The 21,683-nt window shown below is 72.0% G+C and carries 19 protein-coding genes and 4 tRNA genes; 14 read left to right on the top strand and 9 right to left on the bottom strand.

The features are described 5' to 3' along the window. Nucleotides 1–135 precede the first annotated feature (135 nt). The 5 genes from BM237_RS26515 to purM all read left to right on the top strand — a co-directional run bounded on the left by BM237_RS26515 (nt 136) and on the right by purM (nt 6,030). Entirely contained in the window at nt 136–1,332 is a 1,197-nt protein-coding gene (locus tag BM237_RS26515) for an RNA-guided endonuclease InsQ/TnpB family protein (RefSeq protein WP_093852265.1), read from the top strand. Between the two features lie 507 nt (nt 1,333–1,839). Then, entirely contained in the window at nt 1,840–2,121 is a 282-nt protein-coding gene (locus BM237_RS26505) for a hypothetical protein (protein WP_093852263.1), read from the top strand. Nucleotides 2,122–2,399: 278 nt separating this feature from the next. After that, nucleotides 2,400–3,203, top strand: coding sequence for a maleylpyruvate isomerase family mycothiol-dependent enzyme (locus BM237_RS26495; RefSeq protein ID WP_093852261.1), 804 nt, complete (start codon nt 2,400–2,402; stop codon nt 3,201–3,203). Between the two features lie 88 nt (nt 3,204–3,291). Then, nucleotides 3,292–4,851 carry an amidophosphoribosyltransferase gene (gene purF / locus BM237_RS26490; RefSeq protein ID WP_093852260.1) on the top strand — a complete coding sequence of 520 codons (1,560 nt, stop codon included), beginning with the start codon at nt 3,292–3,294 and terminating at the stop codon, nt 4,849–4,851. Between the two features lie 93 nt (nt 4,852–4,944). Further along, nucleotides 4,945–6,030 carry a phosphoribosylformylglycinamidine cyclo-ligase gene (gene purM / locus BM237_RS26485; protein WP_093852259.1) on the top strand — a complete coding sequence of 362 codons (1,086 nt, stop codon included), beginning with the start codon at nt 4,945–4,947 and terminating at the stop codon, nt 6,028–6,030. A gap of 103 nt (nt 6,031–6,133) precedes the next feature. Here the strand turns inward: purM and BM237_RS26480 are convergent, their stop codons facing one another. After that, nucleotides 6,134–6,412, bottom strand: a complete 279-nt coding sequence (locus BM237_RS26480; protein ID WP_093852258.1) for a DUF3073 domain-containing protein — start codon at nt 6,410–6,412, stop codon at nt 6,134–6,136. 366 nt (nt 6,413–6,778) lie between these two features. Beyond that, nucleotides 6,779–7,951, bottom strand: a complete 1,173-nt coding sequence (locus BM237_RS26475) for a Leu/Phe/Val dehydrogenase (protein ID WP_425443743.1) — start codon at nt 7,949–7,951, stop codon at nt 6,779–6,781. Between the two features lie 202 nt (nt 7,952–8,153). On the opposite strand from BM237_RS26475, the gene BM237_RS26470 reads away from it, so the two are divergent. Further along, nucleotides 8,154–9,014, top strand: a complete 861-nt coding sequence (locus BM237_RS26470; protein WP_093852256.1) for a DUF8083 family protein — start codon at nt 8,154–8,156, stop codon at nt 9,012–9,014. Between the two features lie 560 nt (nt 9,015–9,574). Then, entirely contained in the window at nt 9,575–9,781 is a 207-nt protein-coding gene (gene bldC, locus BM237_RS26465) for a developmental transcriptional regulator BldC (protein ID WP_020869672.1), read from the top strand. A 652-nt stretch (nt 9,782–10,433) separates the two neighbouring features. Here the strand turns inward: bldC and BM237_RS26460 are convergent. From BM237_RS26460 to hrpA, 3 genes are all read right to left on the bottom strand, one after another. Continuing rightward, nucleotides 10,434–10,715 (bottom strand): DUF6274 family protein, encoded by a 282-nt coding sequence (locus tag BM237_RS26460; protein WP_093852255.1) that lies wholly within the window; start codon nt 10,713–10,715, stop codon nt 10,434–10,436. A 132-nt stretch (nt 10,716–10,847) separates the two neighbouring features. Next, nucleotides 10,848–10,922: transfer RNA gene (locus tag BM237_RS26455), tRNA-Asp, on the bottom strand. 151 nt (nt 10,923–11,073) lie between these two features. Continuing rightward, nucleotides 11,074–15,138 (bottom strand): ATP-dependent RNA helicase HrpA, encoded by a 4,065-nt coding sequence (hrpA, locus tag BM237_RS26450; protein ID WP_093852254.1) that lies wholly within the window; start codon nt 15,136–15,138, stop codon nt 11,074–11,076. A 106-nt stretch (nt 15,139–15,244) separates the two neighbouring features. On the opposite strand from hrpA, the gene BM237_RS26445 reads away from it, so the two are divergent. The 3 genes from BM237_RS26445 to BM237_RS26435 are packed head-to-tail and all read left to right on the top strand — an operon-like array spanning nt 15,245 to nt 17,190. Beyond that, nucleotides 15,245–16,420: an ABC transporter permease gene (locus BM237_RS26445; RefSeq protein ID WP_245794061.1), complete on the top strand. Its 1,176-nt coding sequence runs from the start codon at nt 15,245–15,247 to the stop codon at nt 16,418–16,420. A gap of 60 nt (nt 16,421–16,480) precedes the next feature. Beyond that, nucleotides 16,481–16,855, top strand: a complete 375-nt coding sequence (locus BM237_RS30155; RefSeq protein ID WP_245794060.1) for a hypothetical protein — start codon at nt 16,481–16,483, stop codon at nt 16,853–16,855. Continuing rightward, nucleotides 16,852–17,190: a type II toxin-antitoxin system PemK/MazF family toxin gene (locus BM237_RS26435; RefSeq protein ID WP_245794059.1), complete on the top strand. Its 339-nt coding sequence runs from the start codon at nt 16,852–16,854 to the stop codon at nt 17,188–17,190. Before BM237_RS30155 ends, BM237_RS26435 begins: the two co-directional genes overlap by 4 nt. 90 nt (nt 17,191–17,280) lie before the next feature. Here BM237_RS26435 and BM237_RS26430 read toward each other — a convergent pair. From BM237_RS26430 to BM237_RS26415, 4 genes are all read right to left on the bottom strand, one after another. After that, a tRNA-Phe gene (locus BM237_RS26430) sits at nt 17,281–17,354 on the bottom strand. A 4-nt stretch (nt 17,355–17,358) separates the two neighbouring features. Continuing rightward, nucleotides 17,359–17,433 (bottom strand) — tRNA-Asp (locus tag BM237_RS26425). A gap of 38 nt (nt 17,434–17,471) precedes the next feature. Further along, nucleotides 17,472–17,544, bottom strand: a tRNA-Glu gene (locus tag BM237_RS26420). A gap of 102 nt (nt 17,545–17,646) precedes the next feature. Then, nucleotides 17,647–19,284: a metallophosphoesterase family protein gene (locus BM237_RS26415; protein ID WP_107415262.1), complete on the bottom strand. Its 1,638-nt coding sequence runs from the start codon at nt 19,282–19,284 to the stop codon at nt 17,647–17,649. A 153-nt stretch (nt 19,285–19,437) separates the two neighbouring features. On the opposite strand from BM237_RS26415, the gene BM237_RS26410 reads away from it, so the two are divergent. From BM237_RS26410 to BM237_RS26395, 4 genes are read left to right on the top strand one after another with little or no spacing between them, the layout of a single operon-like run. Beyond that, nucleotides 19,438–19,800, top strand: coding sequence for a metallopeptidase family protein (locus BM237_RS26410; protein WP_217655934.1), 363 nt, complete (start codon nt 19,438–19,440; stop codon nt 19,798–19,800). Nucleotides 19,801–19,834: 34 nt separating this feature from the next. Continuing rightward, a complete protein-coding gene (locus BM237_RS26405; RefSeq protein WP_175541144.1) occupies nt 19,835–20,359 on the top strand; it encodes a FluC/FEX family fluoride channel in 525 nt (174 codons plus the stop codon). 8 nt (nt 20,360–20,367) lie between these two features. Next, nucleotides 20,368–20,742 carry a fluoride efflux transporter CrcB gene (crcB, locus tag BM237_RS26400; RefSeq protein WP_093852276.1) on the top strand — a complete coding sequence of 125 codons (375 nt, stop codon included), beginning with the start codon at nt 20,368–20,370 and terminating at the stop codon, nt 20,740–20,742. 58 nt (nt 20,743–20,800) lie between these two features. After that, nucleotides 20,801–21,616 (top strand): hypothetical protein, encoded by an 816-nt coding sequence (locus BM237_RS26395; protein WP_093852252.1) that lies wholly within the window; start codon nt 20,801–20,803, stop codon nt 21,614–21,616. Nucleotides 21,617–21,683: the final 67 nt, after the last annotated feature.

The following is a 21,683-nucleotide window of genomic DNA, read 5'->3' as shown; positions in this document are numbered from 1 at the left end:
CCGTCCTTTGGGGCGGGGAGGAAACGAAGCTCCTGCGGAGCAGGGCAGGGAACGCCGGTTCGCCGCCAGGGCGGACCGGCGTCCACCCGCAACTGCCCACACTCCGTCACAAACTGATGGGGTAGTATGTGAACCGTGAAGACCACCCACGTGAAGCGGGCTTTCAAGTACCGCTTCTATCCGACCGATGCGCAGGCAGCTGAGCTGTCGCGCACGTTCGGCTGCGTGCGGAAGGTCTACAACCTCGCCCTGGCCGCGCGCACCGAAGCGTGGACGCGGCAGGAGCGGGTGAACTACAACCAGACGTCGGCGATGCTGACGGCCTGGAAGAAGACCGAGGAACTCGCCTACCTCAACGAGGTGTCCTCCGTCCCGCTCCAGCAGGCCCTGCGGCACCTTCAGACGGCGTTCACGAACTTCTTCGGCAAGCGGGCGAAGTACCCGCGCTTCAAGTCGCGGAAGAAGTCCCGCAAGTCCGCGGAGTACACCACCAGCGCGTTCCGGTTCCGCGACGGCAGCCTCACCCTGGCGAAGATGGCGGAGCCGCTCGACGTCGTGTGGTCCCGTCCCCTCCCGGAGGGTGCGTCGCCGTCCACGGTGACCGTGTCCCAGGACGCGGCCGGACGCTGGTTCGTGTCCCTGCTGTGCGAGGACCCGTCCGTCAAGCCGCTCCCCGCCACCAGCGCGGCCGTCGGCATCGACGTCGGGCTCGACCACCTGCTGACCCTCTCGACCGGGGAGAAGATCGCCAACCCCCGCCACGAGCGGCGCGACCGTACCCGCCTCGCCAAGGCGCAGCGGCAGCTTGCCCGCAAGGCCAGGGGTGACGGAGCGAACCGGGCAAAGGCACGCCGGAAGGCTGCCGAGGTCTACGCCCGCATCACCGACCGCAGGCGTGACCACCTGCACAAGCTCACCACTCGGCTCGTTCGTGAAAACCAAACGATCGTGATCGAGGACCTCACCGTCCGGAACATGGTGAAGAACCGGAGCCTGGCCCGCGCCATCAGCGACGCGGCCTGGTCGGAGTTCCGGAGCATGCTGGAGTACAAGGCCCAGTGGTACGGCCGCGAAGTGATCGCGATCGACCGATGGTTCCCCTCCTCCAGGCTGTGCTCGACCTGCGGCACCTTGCAGGACAAGATGCCGCTGAACGTCCGCACCTGGACGTGCGACTGCGGGACGACCCACGACCGGGACGTGAACGCGGCGAAGAACATCCTGGCCGTCGGGCTGACGGCGTCTGTCTGTGGAGCTGGTGTAAGACCTCAACGGAGTACTCCGGGCGGGCAGTCGGCGATGAAGCAGAAAACCCCACGGCGCGAGCCGTAGGAATCCCCCTCCTTCAGGAGGGGGAGGAAGTCAATGACCGGATGGCGCTCACCTCGCCCATGCCGACCCTGACGGGACCGGGCCGGTTCGCTCGGCGAGTGACGGCCTCGGCGTCGGTGAGATCCAGTGCCGCCAGGCTGACGGCAGCGGAGGCCGCTGTCAGGAACCGCCGTCGTTCCACGTCGTCCCTCCCGAGGAGCGTCACCGAGGTCACGGTATCGCCGGACGACTCGGTAGCCGCGTCAGTATCCGTATCGGACAGATCGATCCGAAGGACCTTTTCAAGGTGGGGGGAGCCAGTCGGTCGGCTCCCGTCTGCCGGTCTCCCACCGGTACACCTGTTGCCGGTCGCAGTAACCCGTTCTGCCCCAGCGGGCGATGGACAGCTCGTCCGCCAGCTTCGCCTGACTCCACCGGGGAGTGTGCGCGGTCCGTGCCGCGCGGGGCCCCCGATCCGTACCACTGACCAAGGTGTACACCACCGGTGGACGAGGCGCTCTGCGGTGGTTGCACGGGGAGGCAGACCGGCTCGCGGACCGGATCGGCCCCGGCGTCCGCCCCGCGCCGGGCATGGCCCGGCTGCTGCGGATGTGGAGCAGGAGCCTGATCGCGGGCGAGGCCGTGCTGGACACCCTTGCCTTGGGGCGGCCGTACACGCTGATCGTGCGGGACGGCTCCGGCACGGCGTACGTACTGGAGGCCCGGCGGGCGATCTTGCCGTTCGTCCCCGACCCGATGGGAGAAAAGACCCGTAACAAAGAGGAGGAACTCCGTGCCCAGCAGGTCTGAGACGACACCGACGACGATGTCCCCGCCGGTCCACGTCGGTCTGCCGCTGCCGGATGCCGTACCGGTGGGCGGATGCGCTCACTGCGACCGGTACGAACGCGACCGGGACCGGGCGCGGGCAGCCGGGGACTGGTCGGCGGAGTCCGATGCGCACGTGCTGTGGCGGTGGCACAGTCTCCGCGCCCATGGGTGGAGCCGGTCCGTATGAGCGTCGGCCGAACCGGCCCGACCGGCGGGTAGCCGCCTGCTTCCGCCACGCGGCGTTCTACTCTGACGCCATGCCTCCGGTGAAGCGCAAGCCCAGGACGTACGACCCGGCCATGGTGCGGGCCGGGCTCATCGGGCAGGTGGAGGCCGTGCGCAACGCCGTGCACGCCCTCACCCCCGACCAGCTGGCCCGGCCCTCCGGGCTGCCCGGCTGGGACGTGCGCCATCTGGTGGTCCACATCGCCGGGCAGATCGAGGCGGTGCCCCGGCTGCTGGCCGAGCCCCCGCCCCGGGCCGCCGCGCCGCAGACGGACCTGAACGCCTGGGCGCTGTCCGTGGCCGGCGCCGCCCACGAGCTGGACGAGGCGACCCGCAGGCACGCGAAGGCTTACGAGGACGCGGCCCGCGCGGTGGACGACGCCGTCGAGGAACTGGAGCCGGTGCTGGAGCAGGCCGTGCGCGCGGACGTGCTGCTGCCGCACCCCTTCGGCGCGATGCGGGCGCTGGACTTCACCGTGACCCGCCTGCTGGAGCTGGTGGTGCACAGCGACGACCTCACCCGGGCCACCGGCGTACGCGTCCCGCCGGTCCGCCAGGCCCTGGCGACGACCGTGCGGCTGCTGGCGGACGCGCTGGCCGCCAAGGCGCCCGGCTCCTCGGTGGAGGTGCGGATCCCGCCCTTCGCGGTCGTCCAGTGCGTGGCGGGCCCGCGGCACACCCGCGGCACCCCGCCGAACGTGGTGGAGACCGATCCGCTGACCTGGATCCGCCTGGCGACCGGGCGCACCGACTGGTCGGCGGAGCTGGATGCGGCGCATCTCACAGCCGGCGGCGAGCGCGCCGATCTGCGCGATCACCTCCCTGTACTGGAGTGATGACCTGCGGTAAGAGATCGCCGGGGGCCGCGGGGGAGAGGCGGTCCCGGGTACTGAGCACCGCGGAACCTGTCCTAGACTCGGTGGCGTGCCACGTGGTGACGGACGACTCAACCACGACCTGCTCCCCGGAGAGAAGGGCCCCCAGGACGCCTGCGGCGTCTTCGGAGTCTGGGCCCCGGGGGAAGAGGTCTCCAAGCTCACCTATTTCGGGCTGTACGCGCTGCAGCACCGGGGACAGGAGTCCGCGGGCATCGCGGTGAGCAACGGCTCCCAGATCCTCGTCTTCAAGGACATGGGCCTGGTCTCCCAGGTCTTCGACGAAACCTCCCTCGGCTCCCTGAAGGGCCACATCGCGGTCGGTCACGCGCGCTACTCGACCACCGGCGCCTCGGTGTGGGAGAACGCCCAGCCCACCTTCCGGGCCACCGCCCAGGGCTCGATCGCGCTGGGCCACAACGGCAACCTGGTCAACACCGCCGAACTGGCCGAGATGGTCGCCGCGCTGCCCAGCACGGGCGGCCGGGCCACCCAGGTCGCCGCCACCAACGACACCGACCTGATCACCGCCCTGCTGGCGGGCCAGGTGGACGACGAGGGCAGGCCGCTCACCGTCGAGCAGGCCGCCCCCGCGGTCCTGCCGAAGGTCAAGGGCGCGTTCAGCCTGGTCTTCATGGACGAGCACACCCTCTACGCCGCCCGCGACCCGCAGGGCATACGCCCGCTGGTACTCGGCCGGCTGGAGCGCGGCTGGGTGGTGGCCTCCGAGACCGCCGCTCTGGACATCGTCGGCGCCTCCTTCATCCGGGAGATCGAGCCCGGCGAGATGGTCGCCATCGACGAGGACGGGCTGCGCGCCCAGCGCTTCGCGGAAGCGAAGCCGAAGGGCTGTGTCTTCGAGTACGTCTACCTCGCGCGCCCCGACACCGACATCGCGGGCCGCAACGTCTACCTCTCCCGGGTGGAGATGGGCCGCCGGCTGGCCGCCGAGGCCCCGGCCGAGGCCGACCTGGTCATAGCGACCCCGGAGTCCGGCACCCCGGCCGCGGTCGGCTACGCCGAGGCCAGCGGCATCCCGTACGGCAGCGGCCTGGTCAAGAACTCCTACGTGGGCCGGACGTTCATCCAGCCCTCGCAGACCATCCGCCAGCTCGGCATCCGCCTCAAGCTCAACCCCCTCAAGGAGGTCATCCGCGGCAAGCGCCTGGTGGTCGTCGACGACTCGATCGTCCGCGGCAACACCCAGCGCGCCCTGGTGCGGATGCTGCGCGAGGCGGGCGCGGCCGAGGTGCACGTGCGGATCAGCTCGCCGCCCATCAAGTGGCCGTGCTTCTTCGGCATCGACTTCGCCACCCGCGCCGAGCTGATCGCCAACGGCCTGTCGGTCGAGGAGATCGGCACCTCGCTGGGGGCGGACTCCCTGGCGTACATCTCGCTGGAGGGCATGGTCGAGGCGACCACCATCGCCAAGCCCGATCTGTGCCGGGCCTGCTTCGACGGCGAGTATCCGATGGAGCTGCCGGACCCCGGGCTGCTGGGCAAGCATCTGCTGGAGTCCGAGACCGCCGAGGCCGTCGGCGCCGACCCCGACGGGGTGCGGAGCATGCTCGCGGGCCCCGGCGCGGCCGACGCGCTGCGCAGGCCCTGACCCCGTCGGCTCGCCGGCGGCCGTCCCGGTGAGCCGGCAGCCGCCGACCGTCCCGGTGAGCCAGCGGGCCACCGTCCGTCCCAGAGGAAGACCATGACCTCCACCAACCCGACCCCGGCCGGCCAGGGCGCCAGCTACGCCGCCGCCGGAGTGGACATCGAGGCGGGCGACCGCGCCGTCACGCTGATGAAGGAGTGGGTGGGCAAGGCCCGCCGGCCCGAGAGCATCGGTGCGCTCGGCGGCTTCGCGGGCCTGTTCGACGCGTCCGCGCTGAAGGGCTACCGGCGCCCGCTGCTGGCCTCGGCCACCGACGGCGTGGGCACCAAGGTCGCCGTCGCGCAGAAGATGGGCGTCCACGACACCATCGGCCACGACCTGGTGGCGATGGTCGTGGACGACCTGGTGGTCTGCGGCGCCGAGCCGCTGTTCATGACCGACTACATCAGCGTGGGCAAGGTCGTCCCCGAGCGGGTCGCCTCCATCGTCAAGGGCATCGCGGAGGGCTGCGTCCTGGCGGGCTGCGCCCTGGTCGGCGGCGAGACGGCCGAGCACCCCGGTCTGATGGGCCCGGACGAGTACGACGTGGCGGGCGCGGGCACGGGCGTCGTGGAGGCCGACGAGATCCTGGGCGCGGACCGCATCCGCCCGGGCGACGCGGTCGTCGCGATGGGCGCCTCCGGTCTTCACTCCAACGGGTACTCGCTGGTGCGGCACGTGTTCTTCGACCGCGCCGGCTGGTCGCTGGACCGCCATGTCGAGGACTTCGGCCGCACGCTGGGCGAGGAGCTGCTGGAGCCCACCAAGATCTACTCGCTGGACTGCCTGGCGCTGACGAGGGCCACCGAGGTGCACGCCTTCTCGCACATCACCGGCGGCGGGCTGGCCGGCAACCTCGCGCGTGTCGTGCCCGACGGGCTGCACGCCACCGTGGACCGCTCCACCTGGAGCCCGGCACCGGTCTTCCGGGCGGTGGGCGAGCTGGGCGGGGTCGAGCGCGCGGAGCTGGAGAAGACCCTCAACATGGGCGTCGGCATGATCGCCGTCGTCCCGCCGGAGTCGGTCGCGGGGACGCTGGCCCTGATGGGCGAGCGCGGTGTGGACGCCTGGGTCGCCGGCGAGGTCACCGAGCGCGGCGACCGCGGTGAGGCCGTCGCCCTCACCGGGGACTACGCGGGCTGAACGGCGGAAGCGGACAGGATCAAAACCCGGTCCGGCGGTGGCCGGACCGGGTGATGACCGCTGCTCGGTATGAGATCGCTTTGTTCAGTGGACGACGACGTCCTCAGGCGCGGCGTCGGTGGTTCGACGGTGATGAGGACCCGCGGGAGTCGACCGCATGGTCGTCGCCCTCCGTGTCCTCGTCATCGTCGTTGTACAGATCCGCGTACCGTGCGTACGGGTCGTCCAGCTCATCGTCCTCGAACCGCTCGCCGTTCGGCGGCTGACTCGATGTCGATGCGCCCAGCTCCTCGGCCAGACGTGCGAGATCGGTCCCACCGCTGTTGTACTTCAGCTGGCGGGCGACCTTCGTCTGCTTGGCCTTGGCCCGGCCGCGCCCCATGGCTCGACCCCCTCAACGACGGGGCTCAACGGCCCCAGAGTCTTGACACGCGTTCACGATGCGGAGCGGACCCTCGATTCGATCGAGAGACCGTCCGTGGAGCTTCAACGGTACCTGCTTCCGTGGCCGTACGGTACGCCGCCCGCACGACACGGCCGGTGCCGCCCTGCCTGGTGACCATTTCTCCGCTGGTCAGCGACGATTTTACCTTCTGTCCGTCCGGTCACCCGCCCAGGGGTGGTGAGGGATGTCTCCCCCACTCTTCATCACCGGGGGTGACGCCTTGGTGGACGCTGGGTCAGGCGTGCGGGCCGGCCCCGCGCACCTGACCCAGCGGGCCGGAACCGCCGGGCCGAAGCCGCCGGGTCAGCTCGCGGCGCCGGCCTTGCGGGCCTCGGCCATCCGCTGCTCGGCGATGCGGTCGGCCGCCACCGCCGGCGGCACGCCGTCGGCCGCGGCGCGCTCGAAGATCGCCAGCGTGGTGTCGTGGATCTTCTCGGCCTTCGCCTTCGCGCGTGCGAAGTCGAAGCCGTGGAGCTCGTCCGCGACCTGGATCACGCCGCCGGAGTTCACCACGTAGTCGGGCGCGTAGAGGACGCCCCGGTCGGCGAGATCCTTCTCGACGCCCGGGTGGGCGAGCTGGTTGTTGGCCGCGCCACAGACCACCTTCGCGGTCAGCACGCCGACGGTCTCGTCGTTCAGGGCGCCGCCGAGCGCGCAGGGCGCGTACACGTCCAGGCCCTCGGTGCGGATCAGCGCGTCGGTGTCGGCGACCGCCACCACCTCCGGGTGCGCGGCCGTGATGCGCTCGACCGCCTCGGTGCGCACGTCCGTGACCAGGACCTCGGCGCCCTCGTCGAGCAGATGGCCCACCAGGTGGCGGCCGACCTTGCCGACGCCCGCGACGCCGACCCTGCGGCCGCGCAGCGAGGTGTCGCCCCACAGGTGCTTCGCGCTGGCGCGCATGCCCTGGTAGACGCCGAAGGCGGTGAGCACCGAGGAGTCGCCGGCGCCGCCGTTCTCGGGGGAGCGGCCGGTCACCCAGCGGGAGGCGCGCGAGACCACGTCCATGTCCTGGACGTAGGTGCCGACGTCACAGGCGGTGACGTAGCGGCCGCCGAGGGAGTCGACGAAGCGGCCGTAGGCCTCCAGCAGGGCCTCGGTCTTGTGCTGCTCGGGGTCGCCGATGATCACGGCCTTGCCGCCGCCGTGGTCCAGCCCGGCGAGCGCGTTCTTGTACGACATGCCGCGGGCGAGGTTGAGGGCGTCCTTCACGGCGGCCTCCTCCGGGTTCTCCTCGGAGGCGTAGGCATGGAAGCGGGTGCCGCCCAGAGCCGGGCCCAGGGCCGTGGAGTGGATGGCGATGACCGCCTTCAGGCCGGTCTCCCGGTCCTGGCAGAGGACGACCTGCTCATGGCCGCCCTGCTCGGAGCGGAACAGGGTGTGCAGGACCGAACCTGTGGTGCGCTGCGCGCTCACGGCGCTCTCTGAGCCGTCTCGGTGTCCGTCGACGCTGACGGCGGGACGTACGTCAGTCACGGTGGTGACTCCTGTATGTCGCGGAAGGGTGCCCTTCCAGCATTCTCCCGCTTGTGGCGGTGGGATGCGGAGCGGGCCGGTTGGCATGAGGGTACGGCCTGACGGCCCCCGGGAGTACGGGTGTGCAGTTGCGGTGCCACGATCAGGGTATTGAACTGCCGTTGTCCGCCCCTCGGCCCGCTGCTCCGGGAGGAAGAAACCCTTGGCCCTCACTACTCCGGTGGCCGTCCCGTACGCCTCCTACCTGCGGGTCTACGAGCCGCTGGCCGCCTTTCCCGAGCCGGAGCGCTCCCACTGGGCCCGCTACGCCCGTCGCGGGAGCCTGCCCGGGGCGCAGGACGAGCTGCGCCGGTCGCTGTCGGACCTGCTGCCGGTGCCGCCCGTGGTGGTGCCGGTGCGCGAGAGCGCGGACGCCTTCGTGGCCGAGGTGGACGGGGTGCTGTGCGTCTGCCCCTGGCGGACCAGGCTGCGGGGCTGGCAGGCGCTGGCCGGGCTCGGCGACGAGCTGCCGGCGCCGGTGCTGGATGCGGCGGTGCCGCCGGTGGTGCGGCGCGAGGCCGCGGCGGACTACGACAGCTGGCGGGAGCGGAACCCGGACGCCCGGCCGTGGATCCGCTCGGCGACCTGGCACGTCCCGGTGCGCTGGTTCGTGCTCTTCGCGGACGAGGAGCGCGAGTACGACAAGGGGGCGGACGCCGGCGCCGGCGGCGCGGGGGAGGGGGTCGTCCTGCGCTACCGCACCCCGATGGTGCAGGCGAGGCGGCGGGTGGCGCGTGCGCTGAAGGTGCTGCGCGAGGAACTGGAGGACAGCCCGCTGATCGACGGGCTGGTGGACGTGGGGCGCTGGCTGGAGGAGTTCCATCCGCGTTCGATGGTGGAGCTGGACTACGGCGGACTGGTGTATACCATCCCGGAGGAGCAGCTCGCCTCGGACCACTCCGCGGCCGACACCGCGGAGGGACTGGCGGCGCTGCGGGAGGGCGACGGCGAGCGAGCGAGCGCCGTCTACGAGCGGCTGACCGAGCGCTGGCGGGCGGTGCGGCACCGCGGGATGGCCAGCTGAGACCGCCGGCCGGGGGTTCCGGTCGGGGTGCTTTGGCCGGGGCGTTCCGTGTGGGCGGGACCGGGCCGCCGGGCGCCGTGGGCTTCCCGGGTGCCGTGAACCGGGTCCTTCCGATCCGTTCCCGGCCTTCGGGTCAAGGGCTCCACAAGGTGACCGACCGCACTTACCGGGGTCTTGCCCCGAAGGACACCTCTCGTGCCAAAATAGGACAAGGAGTCCGGAGGGGGCTTCATCCGTCCAACTAAGGTCGGATCCATCGGTATTGCGATCCTTTCCAGGGGGACTGGAGAGGTCCGCTCACGTTGTAACCGATCGTCACGATGGTGTGACCGTCCGTTATGACACGGTCCATCGGCTTCCGTCGAGGTTGGACACCTGAGAGGGCAATTCCGTCGGTTTGGCCGACGTGGCTGGACAGATGGTGTAGTTGTAGTGCCGAGGACAAGCCGTTCGTCCTATAACCGACTCGGCCCGCGTCCGCCATTTCGGGCAACGCGGGTCAAGGTGCAGAATTTAGAGGAAAGAACCGTGATGGTTCGGTTCTCCCGAGGAGGCCGCTCATGACCGCTCGCACCCCTGATGCCGAGCCGCTGCTGACCCCGGCTGAGGTTGCCACCATGTTCCGTGTGGACCCGAAGACGGTCACGCGCTGGGCCAAGGCAGGCAAGCTCACGTCCATCCGCACGCTCGGAGGGCACCGCCGCTACCGCGAGGCGGAGGTGCGCGCCCTGCTCGCGGGCATCCCGCAGCAGCGCAGCGAGGGCTGAACAACCCCGTGAATCGGGCGTGACGGGGTCCCCATCCCGCTTCGCCGCCCGACTCGGCACCACCTTTCGGGCCGGTGTCCCCCACACGGCCTGAACGTCGATCGCGCTGGGCTCCGCCGGGTCCAGCGCGATTTTGCGTACTCCTTCGCGCCCGCGCGTCGTGCCGGCAAGGCCCCTCGACCGGAATCCCGTTCCGGTCGAGGGGCCTTGCCGTGCGTCAACGGGGCCTGCTCCGCGCCCGGTTCGCCGCGCCGGCCAGAGAGGCGCCGGCCAGAGAGGCGCCGGGGTGCGCCGAGAGGTGCCCGGAGGGCCCTTCGGGGGCGCGGAGAGCGCTCCCGTACGGGGGGTGCGCGGAGGTGCGGGGAGGGATGCCCGGACGCAGTGCAATGGCACATATTAAATTTACCCGATGTAGGAAGGGGGTAAATTCCTCCTCCTGATCAACCGATTCGGTGACTCCCGTCACATCGCGCAGGTCTTGCACGCCCCAACTACCGTACGGTAATGGGAAATAAGCGTACGACGCCCCGCAATCGGACCTCCGGCCGGATGCCGGTGCGCCGTCGGTCGCCGCCGGTGCGCCTCCGGGCCGTCGCCCGGCCGCGGGGCCGCGTCGCGGCGGCGCACGGGCGGAGAGGCCGTCAGAACCGCCTCAGGGGCCGCCTGGGCCCGGCCGGCCCTCCGTGGGCGGTTCGGGGCCCTCGCCGGGGCGTACGGACCGCACGGGCCGCACGGGCGGTTCCGGGCGCGGAACGGAGGAGGCGATCGCGGGCGGCCCGCCGGGGCGCTCGCCCGCGGGCTCCATCGCCAGCCGCTGCAGCCGGTGGCAGACCGGGCAGTGCCGGGTGGCGTGGCCGTAACGCGTCGCGGCGGACAGATGGGCCCGCAGCAGGGCCCGTGTCTCGTGCCGCGGATACTCCGGAGTCGTCGGCATCGCGCCCACCTCCCTGTAGCAGGGGTACCCGCGGCCTGAGGAGCCGTCAAGACGGCTCGTGCGCCCGGGATGCCCGGAGGCGCGCAAAACAGCCAGTGGCCCGGATCCACGGGGGATCCGGGCCACTCGATGCGGTCCTGACGGGATTTGAACCCGCGGCCTCCACCTTGACAGGGTGGCGAGCACTCCAAACTGCTCCACAGGACCTGGGAGCCGCAGCGCCGGGCGCTGCCCGAGCTGCGAGAAGGACTCTACAGCAGCTCAGGGACACAAAGCGAACTCACTCACAGTCCCCGGCCCACTACCGGTCCGCCACCGGCCCGCCACCGTCTCGCGGCCGGTCCTGCCACCGGTCCCGCTACGGCGCCGCCGCGTCCACCGCCTTCACGATGCGCTTGTCCGAGACCGGGTACGCCGTCCCCAGGGCGTGCGCGAAGTAGCTGACCCGCAGCTCCTCGATCATCCAGCGGATCTCCCGCGCCTCCCGAGGCACCGGCCGCCCCTTCGGGAACTGCTCCAGCAGCCACTCGTACTCGTCCCGCATCTCCTTCACCTTCGCCATCCGGGCGCGGTCCCGGTCGACGCCTGTGGGCAGTTGCTGCAGGCGGCGGTCCACGGCCGTCAGATAGCGCAGCAGGTCCGGCAGGCGCCGGGCGCCGTGGGCGGTCACGAAACCCGGGCCGACCAGCTCCGTGAGCTGCTGCCGCACATCCGCGAGGTTCGGCGCCAGCGTCGGACTGACCGACAGCGGCGGCGACTTCATCCGCCGCTCGCACGACTGCCGGGCGGCGAGCACCTCGCGCACCTGCCGCACCGTCGCCACCGTCGCGTCGGTGATGTCGGCGCGCACGGCGTCGAAGAGCTTGCGGAAGCCCTCCTCGTCCCAGGCCGGGCCGCCGTGCGCCGCGATCAGCCGGTCCGCGGCGGCCGCCACGCAGTCGTCGAACAGCGCCTGGACGCTGCCGTGCGGGGAGGCGGCGAGGGAGAGCCGGTCCTGGTTGGTGAGCTTGGACTGGGCGAACTTGGCCGGATTGGAGGGGAGGTTGAGCAGGATCAGCCGGCGTGTGCCGCGCCACATCGCCTCGCGCTGCTCGTCCTCGGTGTCGAAGAGCTTCACCGACACCGAGGCGCCGTCGTCCACCAGCGCCGGGTACGCCCTGACCGGCTGGCCGGCCCGCCGGGTCTCGAAGGTGCGCGGCAGGGCGCCGACGGTCCAGGAGGTCAGCCCGGTGCGCTGCTCCAGACCGCCGCCGCCGACGTCGCCGCCCTTCTCCCGGGCGGAGTCGAACGCCTCGGACAGCGCGGCCCGGGTACGCGGGCGCAGGGCGTCCCTCAGCTCCTCCAGGTCCTTGCTCTCGGCATCGCCGGAGACCTTGCGGCGCCGCTCGTCCACCACCCGGAAGGTGATCTTCAAATGGTCGGGGACCCTGGACGGGTCGAAGTCCTCCGGGGTCACCCGCACCCCCGTCATCCGCGTCAGCCCCCGCGCCAGCACGGCCGTCAGCGGCTCGTTCAGCGTCTCCCGGGGGATGCCACCGTCCTCCCCGGCGACGGTGTCCAGGAAGCGCCGGGCGAAGTCGGGGGCGGGCACGTAGTTGCGGCGGACCGGCTTGGGCAGCGAGCGGATCAGCTCGGTGACCAGATCCGCGCGCAGCCCCGGGATCTGCCAGTCGAAGCCCTCACAGGAGACCTGGTTGAGCACCTGGAGGGGGATGTGGACGGTGACGCCGTCGGCGTCCGCGCCCGGCTCGAACTGGTACGTCACCCGGAACCGCAGCCTGCCCTGGCGCCAGGAGTCGGGGTAGTCGTCCTTGGTGACCTGCCCGGCCCGCTCGTTGATGAGCATGGACTTCTCGAAGTTGAGCAGGTCCGGCTCCTCCTGGCGTTTGCGCTTCCACCAGGAGTCGAAGTGCGCGCCGGAGACGACGTGTTCGGGCACGCGCTGGTCGTAGAAGTCGAACAGCGTCTCGTCGTCGACGAGGATGTCGCGGCGGCGGGCCCGGTGCTCCAGCTCCTCCACCTCGCCCAGCAGCCGGCGGTTGTCGTGGAAGAACTGGTGGTGGGTGCGCCAGTCGCCCTCCACCAGGGCGTTGCGGATGAACAGCTCGCGGCAGGTCTCCGGGTCGATGCGCCCGTAGTTCACCTTGCGCCGGGCCACGATGGGCACGCCGTACAGCGTCACCTTCTCGTAGGCCATCACCGCCGCCTGCTTCTGCTCCCAGTGCGGCTCGCTGTGGACGCGCTTGACCAGATGGCCGGCGAGCGGCTCGATCCAGTCCGGGTCGATCTTCGCGTTGACCCGCGCCCACAGCCGCGAGGTCTCCACCAGCTCGGCCGACATGATCCAGCGCGGCGGCTTTCTGAACAGCGCGGAGCCGGGGAAGACGGCGAACTTGGCGCTGCGCGCGCCCAGGTACTCGTTGCCCTTCGCGCTCTCCCGCCCGCCCTCGCCCGGGGAGCTCTTCCCGCTCTCCTTGATCTCCTTGAGCCCGATGTGCGACAGCAGGCCCGCCAGCAGCGACTGGTGGACGCGGTCGGCGTCCGCGTCCTGGTCGTTCATGTGGACGCCCATGGACTTGGCGACCTGGCGGAGCTGGACGTAGATGTCCTGCCACTCCCGTATGCGCAGGTAGTTGAGGAACTCGGACCTGCACATCCGGCGGAAGGCCGAGGAGGACAGCTCCTTCTGCCGCTCGCGCACGTAACGCCACAGGTTGAGCAGGGCGAGGAAGTCGCTGTTCTCGTCGCGGAACCGGGCGTGCTGCTGGTCGGCCTGCTGCTGCTTGTCGGCGGGGCGCTCGCGCGGGTCCTGGATGGACAGCGCCGCGGCGATCACCATGACCTCGCGGACGCAGCCGTTGCGGTCGGCCTCCAGCACCATCCGCGCCAGCCGCGGGTCGACGGGGAACTGCGCCAGCTTCCGCCCCGTCTCCGTCAGGCGCCTGCGCGGGTCCTTCTGCTTCGGATCCAGCGCGCCCAGTTCCTCCAGCAGCTGCACACCGGCCTTGATGCTGCGGTGGTCCGGCGGGTCGATGAAGGGGAAGCGCTCGATGTCGCCCAGTCCCGCGGCGGTCATCTGGAGGATGACGGAGGCCAGGTTGGTGCGCAGGATCTCCGGGTCGGTGAACTCCGGCCGGGAGAGGAAGTCCTCCTCGGAGTACAGCCGGACGCAGATGCCGTCCGAGGTCCGGCCGCAGCGGCCCTTGCGCTGGTTGGCGCTGGCCTGCGAGACCGGCTCGATCGGCAGCCGCTGCACCTTGGTGCGGTGGCTGTAGCGGGAGATGCGGGCGGTGCCGGTGTCGATGACGTACTTGATGCCGGGGACGGTCAGCGAGGTCTCGGCGACGTTGGTGGCCAGCACGATCCGCCGGCCGCCGTGCTTCTGGAACACCCGGTGCTGCTCGGCGTGCGACAGCCGCGCGTACAGCGGCAGCACCTCCGTCTCGTGCCCGATATGCGGCTTCGCCGCGTGGCGCAGGTTCTTCCTGTTCAGCGCGTCGGCGGTATCGCGGATCTCCCGCTCGCCGGAGAGGAAGACCAGGATGTCGCCCGGTCCCTCGGCCTGGAGTTCGTCGACCGCGTCGCAGATCGCGGTGACCTGGTCCCGGTCGGGGTTGTCGCCCTCTTCCTCCAGCAGCGGCCGGTAGCGGACCTCCACCGGGTACGTACGGCCGGACACCTCCACGATCGGGGCGTCGCCGAAGTGGCGGGAGAAGCGCTCGGGGTCGATCGTCGCGGAGGTGATGACGACCTTGAGATCCGGGCGGCGGGGCAGCAGCCGGGCGAGATAGCCCAGCAGGAAGTCGATGTTGAGGCTGCGCTCGTGCGCCTCGTCGATGATGATCGTGTCGTACCGGCGCAGCTCGCGGTCGGTCTGGATCTCGGCCAGCAGGATGCCGTCCGTCATCAGCTTGACCAGGGTGTCCTCGCCCACCTGGTCGGTGAAGCGGACCTTCCAGCCCACCGCCTCGCCCAGCGGCGTGCGCAGCTCCTCGGCGACGCGCTCGGCCACCGTGCGGGCCGCGATCCGGCGCGGCTGGGTGTGCCCGATCAGCCCCTTCACCCCGCGCCCGAGCTCCAGGCAGATCTTGGGGATCTGGGTGGTCTTGCCGGAGCCGGTCTCGCCCGCGACGATCACGACCTGGTTGTCCCGTATCGCCTGGAGGATCTCGTCCTTCTTCTGGCTGACGGGGAGCTGCTCGGGGTAGTCGATCGCGGGGACGGCGTCCCGCCGGGCGGCCACGCGCAGCTCGGCCTGCTCGACCTCGGCGGCGATCTCCGCGAGCACGGCACGCCGCGCCTCCGGCTTGCGGATGCGGCGGGTGCCCTCCAGACGGCGGCCGAGCCGCTGCTGGTCGCGCAGCATCAGCTCGGGCAGTCGCTCCAGGACGGCGGGGAGGCTGGGATCAGACACAGTGGACATACGGGCTCCAGGATCGCACCCGCACCGAGTGCCGGGCGAATCAATTCACCGCTCCCCGTGACCGGCTTGCGGCGATATGGGCGAAACGACTGTCTAGGGTGAGCGCATGAACGACCGGCGCCACCCCCTCTCCGACGGCCCTGACGGTCCCGAAGGCACCGAAGGCACCGGCGGTCCCGACGACTCGCGCACCGCGCACGGCTCTCATGATGCCCGCGCCGGGGAGGAAACCGGACAGGGCCGCCGGGCAGGGGGCGCCGCCGGACGGTGGCGGCGCTTCAAGGATTCGCCCTTCCTGCCCGCCGCCGTGCTGTCGCTGCTCATCGCCGCCGCGGCCGGGCTCTTCGCCGGCTCGTACACCTACGCCATGGCCGATCCCACCCCGCGCCGCATCCCCGTGGCGGTCGTCGGCGCCACCGGGGACGTCCCCGTCCAGCGGGAGCGCGCGCAGGCGTTCGCCGCCGCGATCGGTGAGGACCTGAGCTCCTCCCTGGAACTGCGCGAGTACCCCACCGCGGCGGCGGCCGACGAGGCCCTGGAGTCGCAGAAGGTCTTCGCCGTGCTGCGCGTCCCCGCCGACCCGGGCCGGGGGCGGCCGGTGCTGGAGGTCTCCAGCGCCTCGGGCGCCTCCGTGGCCGAGCTGCTGACCGAGGCCGCCCGCTCGGTGGGCGAGGAGACCGGACTGCGGGTGGCGGTGCGGGACGCCAAACCGCTGGACCCGGGCGACCCGCGCGGCCTGGCCCTGTTCTACGTCACCCTCGCGGCGGTGGTCACCGGCTTCATCGGGGCCATCCAGATGAGCGTCCACGCCAGGGACCTGAACCCCGCCGAGCGGATCGCCTTCACGGCCGCCTACTCGCTGCTGGGCGGCTTCGCCATCGCGGCGGCCGTGGACTGGCTGCTGAACGCGGTCGACTTCCCCTTCGTCCACTCCTGGATGATCCTCGCCCTGACCATGTTCACCTCGGGCATGGTCTTCACCATGTTCCAGGCCCTGATCGGCCGCTGGGCCATGCTCCCCACCTGGGGCCTGATGGTCCTCATCGGCAACCCCTCCTCCGGGGGAGCGGTCTCCTGGCCCCTGCTGCCCTCACCGCTGGGCACCATCGGCCGCTGGCTCCCGCCCGGCGCCTCCGTCAACGCCCAGCACACGGCCGTCTACTTCCCGGGTTATCCGCACGCGCAGCCCTACCTGGTGCTGGTCGGCTGGGCGATCGTCTCCTGCGCCGTCTTCTGGATCCTGCGCCACCGCCACCCGGGCGGCCGGGCCGGCGGGTCCTGACCATGTCCGGCTGGGGCGACTTCCTTGACGCACGTCGGCCGCGGGCTCCATATTGGGTGTATGACATTTGTACGACAGGCTGGAGGAGGAGTGGACACCGCATCGACCCGCGGGAAACGGCTGGCCCGGAAGCCCGCCGCGAAGACATCCGGGCGCAACGCGGCGGCGCCTGTGCTCGGGCCCAGCAAGCTGGCACAGGTCCGGCTCCGTAGCGATGAGGTGGAGGCCCTTCAGGAGGTCATGCGGACGCTGCATCTCGACTCGACTTCCGACGCCCTTCGCGAAGGGCTGAGGCTCCTCGCCAGGGAGGCGGCCGAGGTGGGGGCGACCGAGGAGATCCGTGCCTTCTACCAGGGGCAGGCCGCGCCGCTGCCCGAGGGCGTGGCCGAGCCGAGTGAGGCCGAACTCGCGGCAGCGGACGAGACGCAGTGGTGAGTCCTGGGACGGCTCTGCGCGGTGAGGTGTGGGTCTGTGCGCTGCCCCAGCCGGTGGGACCGCATCCGGTGGTCGTGCTCACCGTCAACCGGATCGCGGAGCCGCTCGCCTCGGTCACGGTCGCACTCATCACCGGCACGCCCGGCCCGCAGCCCACCCATGTCCCGATCGGACCGGACGCGGGCCTGACGAAGTACGACGAGTCCTACGTGGACTGTGCGGACATCCACACCGTGGCCAAGCCGCGGCTTCGGAGGAAGCTCGGGCTGCTGGCCCCGGGCGAACTGCACCGTGTGGAGGATTCCGTCCGGCTGATCCTCGGGCTGCGGCGCTGACCTCGGTGCCTGACCCCGTCGGCGTACGGACTGGCGCGGAAACGGTGAAAGCCCCGCTCCGGAGACCCGGAGCGGGGCTTTCACCTGCGGTGGCTGGGGCCGGGGTCGAACCGGCGACCTTCCGCTTTTCAGGCGGACGCTCGTACCAACTGAGCTACCCAGCCGCAGCGGTCCTGACGGGATTTGAACCCGCGGCCTCCACCTTGACAGGGTGGCGAGCACTCCAAACTGCTCCACAGGACCAAGCTATGTACGAGCACCAGTCTCGCACAGGTTGTGCGTGCCCCCAACGGGATTCGAACCCGTGCTACCGCCTTGAAAGGGCGGCGTCCTGGGCCACTAGACGATGAGGGCTGATGGCCCACCTGGGCGCTTCTCGGCGCGTCGGGGACGTGAGAAGCATATGGGATGGCGGGACGGATCGCCAAAACGGATTTCCGGCGGCGCCCGGGTGGGCTAGTCGGCGGGCCGCCCGGACGGCGACGGGGACGGGGATCGGGACGGGGACTCGGACGGGGAGTCGGACGGGGAGTCGGACGGGGAGTCGGAGGGGGACGGGGACGGGGAGCTGCCCGGCTCCACGTCCTCCGGCAGATGACGGCTGACCTCGGCCGTCGTCAGACCCAGACCGCCCAGGGTGATCTCGTCCCACGCCTGGAGCCGCTTGGTGTCCCGGTCCAGGTAGAGCACCGAGGTCATCACCTTCTGCGGCTCGTCACCCTCCACGGCCCGCAGTCCGCCGCCGCCCGTGGAGCCCTCGATCATCAGCCGGGTGCCCTCCTCCATCACCCGCGACTCCCGGCGGTGGACGTGGCCGGCCAGCACCAGGGGCACGTCGCCGTCCGTCTGCTGGGCCGCGATCGGGTTGTGCGCGGCGGCGATGTGCACCGGCTTGTCCGCCGCCGCGCTCCTGCGCAGCGAGGCGGCCAGTTTCCGGCCCGCGACGCGCTCGGCCGCGTCGCCCTTGGCGACCACCGAGCGGTCCGGGGTGAACTGCGGGTCGCCGATGCCCGCGATCCGCAGACCGCCCACGGTCACCGGCTTCCCGTCGTCCAGGACGTGGGTGTTGTCCAGCTCCTCGATGTACTTCTGGGTGGTGAGCGAGTCGTGGTTGCCGCGCACCCACACGTACGGCGCGCCGAGGTCCTCGACCGGGTCCAGGAAGCCGTTCTCGGTCGCGGTGCCGTGGTCCATGGTGTCGCCCGAGTCGATGATCACGGCGATCTCGTACTGCTCGACCAGCGACCTGACGATGTGCCACGCGGCCGGGTTGAGGTGGATGTCGGAGACGTGCAGCACACGGATGGTGCTGGGATCCGGCTGGTAGGCGGGGAGCGTGGAGGTGGCGTCGTAGAGCTTGGTGACGTTGGTGACCAGGCGCGCCAGCTCCTGCTGGTAGACGTCGAAGTCGGTGACGATGCTGCGCGCGTTGCCCACCACGCTCGGCGCGCTGGCCAGCAGTCCGGAGAACTTCGGCTCCAGCAGCGACTTCGGGTTCCACGTCGCGTAGGCGCTCGCGCCGGAGGCCGCCAGGAGCGCGAGGGCGAGGCCGCCCGCCGCGAGCGCGCGCCGCGGGCGCCGGTAGACGGCCAGGCCGAGCGCCGTGGCGCCGGCGACCACCGCGACGGAGGCCTTCACCGCCAGGTCCTGTGTACCGGACCGCACGTCACGGGTGATCTGCGCCTCCAGGCCGCTGATCCGCTCCGGGCGGTCTATCAGGGCCTGGGCGCGCTCGGGGTCGAGCTGGTCGATGTCGACGTCCAGGGCGAGCGGGGCGAGGTGGCTGTCCAGTTCGAGCGCGCCGAGCGGCGGCACGCTGATCTCGGTGCCCCCGGTCAGCGAGGGGCGCAGTGACATCCGGGTGTCCACCGGTCCCACGTCCGCCTTCACGCTGCCCACGACGAGCAGTCCCAGCCAGGCACCGAGCAGCGTGACGGCGGCCAGCGCGAACGCCCGGGCGTACGGGTGGGGGGTGTGGCTCAGGGAGTGCACCGGCGCGGGCCGGTGCGCCCGGAAGCGGCGACGCAGAGCACGGGGAACGGCTGCGGCCCGGCGGGCGGGGGCCCGGCGAGGCCGGAGGGGCTCTCGGCTCATGCCGTGCCATATGCCCGTCCGGGTGGCGACTATGCGGCGCACGCGCGGCGTCTGTGCGGCGGCCGCCCGGTACGCCGTTCCGCCGCCGTCCGCCGCGCGCCGCTCCGTGCGCCGCCCGTGCGCCCTCCGCGTGCCGTGACGGACAATGGGCGCGTGCTGGAGATGACGCGCGAGGAGTTCGAGGAACTGGTGGCCGAGGCGCTCGACCGGATCCCGCCGGAGCTGACGCGGCTCATGGACAACGTGGCGGTGTTCGTGGAGGACGAGCCGCCCGCCGAGGATCCCGAACTGCTCGGGCTCTACGAGGGCACGCCGCTGACCGAGCGCGGCGAGTGGTACGCGGGCGTCCTGCCGGACCGCATCACCGTCTACCGCGGGCCCATCCTGCGGATGTGCGAGCGCGAGGGCGGCGACCGGCAGATGGTCGTCGAGGAGGTGGAGATCACCGTGGTGCACGAGATCGCCCACCACTTCGGCATCGACGACGAGCGGCTGCACGACCTTGGATACGCGTGAGCGGAGGCTTCCGGGAAGGGCCGGGGAGGGGACTGTGAAGGGTTCCGGGGAGGACGGGGGCCCGGAGGACGGGGTGATCGACCCCGACGTCGATCTGCACGTACCCGCCCAGCGCGCCGAGACCGCCGGGGCGCACGCGGTGGTCGTCCTCGCCGCCGTCGCGGCGGGCGGCGCGCTCGGCGCCTGCGCCCGGTACGCCCTCACCCTGCCCTGGCCCGCCGCGCCCGGCGGCTTCCCCTGGGCCGTCCTCGCGGTCAACGCCGCCGGGTGCGCGCTGATCGGCGTGCTGATGACGCTGCTGGAGGAGCACGGCGGGAAGAGGTCCGGCGGGGCGTGGGCGCGTCACCCGCTGGCGCGGCCCTTCCTGGGCACGGGTGTGCTGGGCGGCTTCACCACCTTCTCCGTGTACGCGCTGGATGCCGTACGGCTGCTGGAGGAGGGCGCCGCGGGCACCGCGCTGCTGTACCTGGGCGCCACTGTGGCCGCCGCCCTCTGCGCCGTGTGGGCGGCCACCGCCGCTACCCGCGCCGCCACCACCCGGGCGGCGGTGGCGCGGTGAGTGGCACGGTGAGCTGGCTCCTGGTGGCGCTCGGCGGCGCGGCGGGCGCGTGCCTGCGGTACACGGCGGACCGCGCGGTGCAGTCGCGGTACGAGTCGCTCTTCCCCTGGGGCACCCTCGCCGTCAACGCCGCCGGCAGCCTGCTGCTGGGCCTGGTGACCGGTGCCGTCGAGGCGGGCGCGGCGGGGCCGGGGGCCGCCGCGCTGCTCGGCACGGGGCTGTGCGGCGCGCTGACGACGTACTCCACCTTCTCCTACGAGACGCTGCGGCTGGCCGAACGCGGCCACGGGCGGGCGGCGCTGGCGAACGCGGCCGTCACGCCGCCGGTCGCCCTGGGGGCGGTGTGGGCGGGTCTGGAGCTGACGCGTTACCTGGCGGGCTGACGGGAGTTGGGCAGGGGGAGCCCGCCTCACAGTCTCCCGCCTCCCGGAGGTGCCGCCCGTGCGCCCGTCCAGTCCCGCCCACCGCGAACCCGCCCGCGAGCCCGTCCCCGAACCCGTCCGCGAGCCCGCCCGCCGCGGGCACGCCCCCGAGCCCGCCCGCCGGTCCGCTCGTACGGACGCCCGCGCGAGTGTCCGTACGGCCGCCGGCGCCCTGCTGCTGGCCACCCTCAGCGGCTGCATGACGGTCGGCTCCTCCGGAGGCGAGGGGGAGGGCGGCGGCCGGCAGCCGGCCGGGCACCGGGTCTCCAGGGACGCCGGCGATCCGCGGACGGGCGGCGGGGTCGCCCCGCGCGGCGGAGGCGGGGAGCGGGGCGCGGACCACGGAGGGCAGGGCGGACGGAAGGACCGGGGCGGCGAGGACGGGTCCTCGAAGCGGCCGTCCGGTTCGCCGTCCTCCTCGCCCCCGCGGTCCTCCGCCACCCCTCCGGCGGGTGCTCCGCGGCCGAAGAAGCCTTCTCCGTCCGGGAGTTCGGGCACGGGCGGAGGACGTACGACCGCCTCGCCCACCCCCTCGCGCACCGCCGCGCCACCGCCCGCGAACCCCACGACCCCGCCCGCCGAGCCCACCCCGTCGCAGGGGAGCGGCGGAGCCGGCGGAGGGGGCGGCGACGGTGACGGCGACGGTGACAGCGGGGGCGGTGGCGGGCAGGACGGCCCCGGCGAGGGGGCGGAGGCCGGCGCCGAAGGGCTTTCCGGACTGGCGGCGCGGTACGGAATGAACGGGGGGCCGTCCGTCGTTCACTTCCCGTACGACGTCCACGGAACCGGCGGCCCGCACCACTCGGGCGAACGCTCCGGCTCCGCGGACGGGTAGACTTCCCCGCAGGCGGTCGCCACCGCCGTTCCTCCCGCCCCATCGGCAGCGCTGACAAGAGATTTGC

Origin of the sequence: Streptomyces mangrovi, from assembly GCF_900114215.1 — a bacterium.
GTDB classification, from domain to species: domain Bacteria; phylum Actinomycetota; class Actinomycetes; order Streptomycetales; family Streptomycetaceae; genus Streptomyces; species Streptomyces barkulensis.
This window is presented reverse-complemented; position numbering and strand designations above follow the sequence as displayed.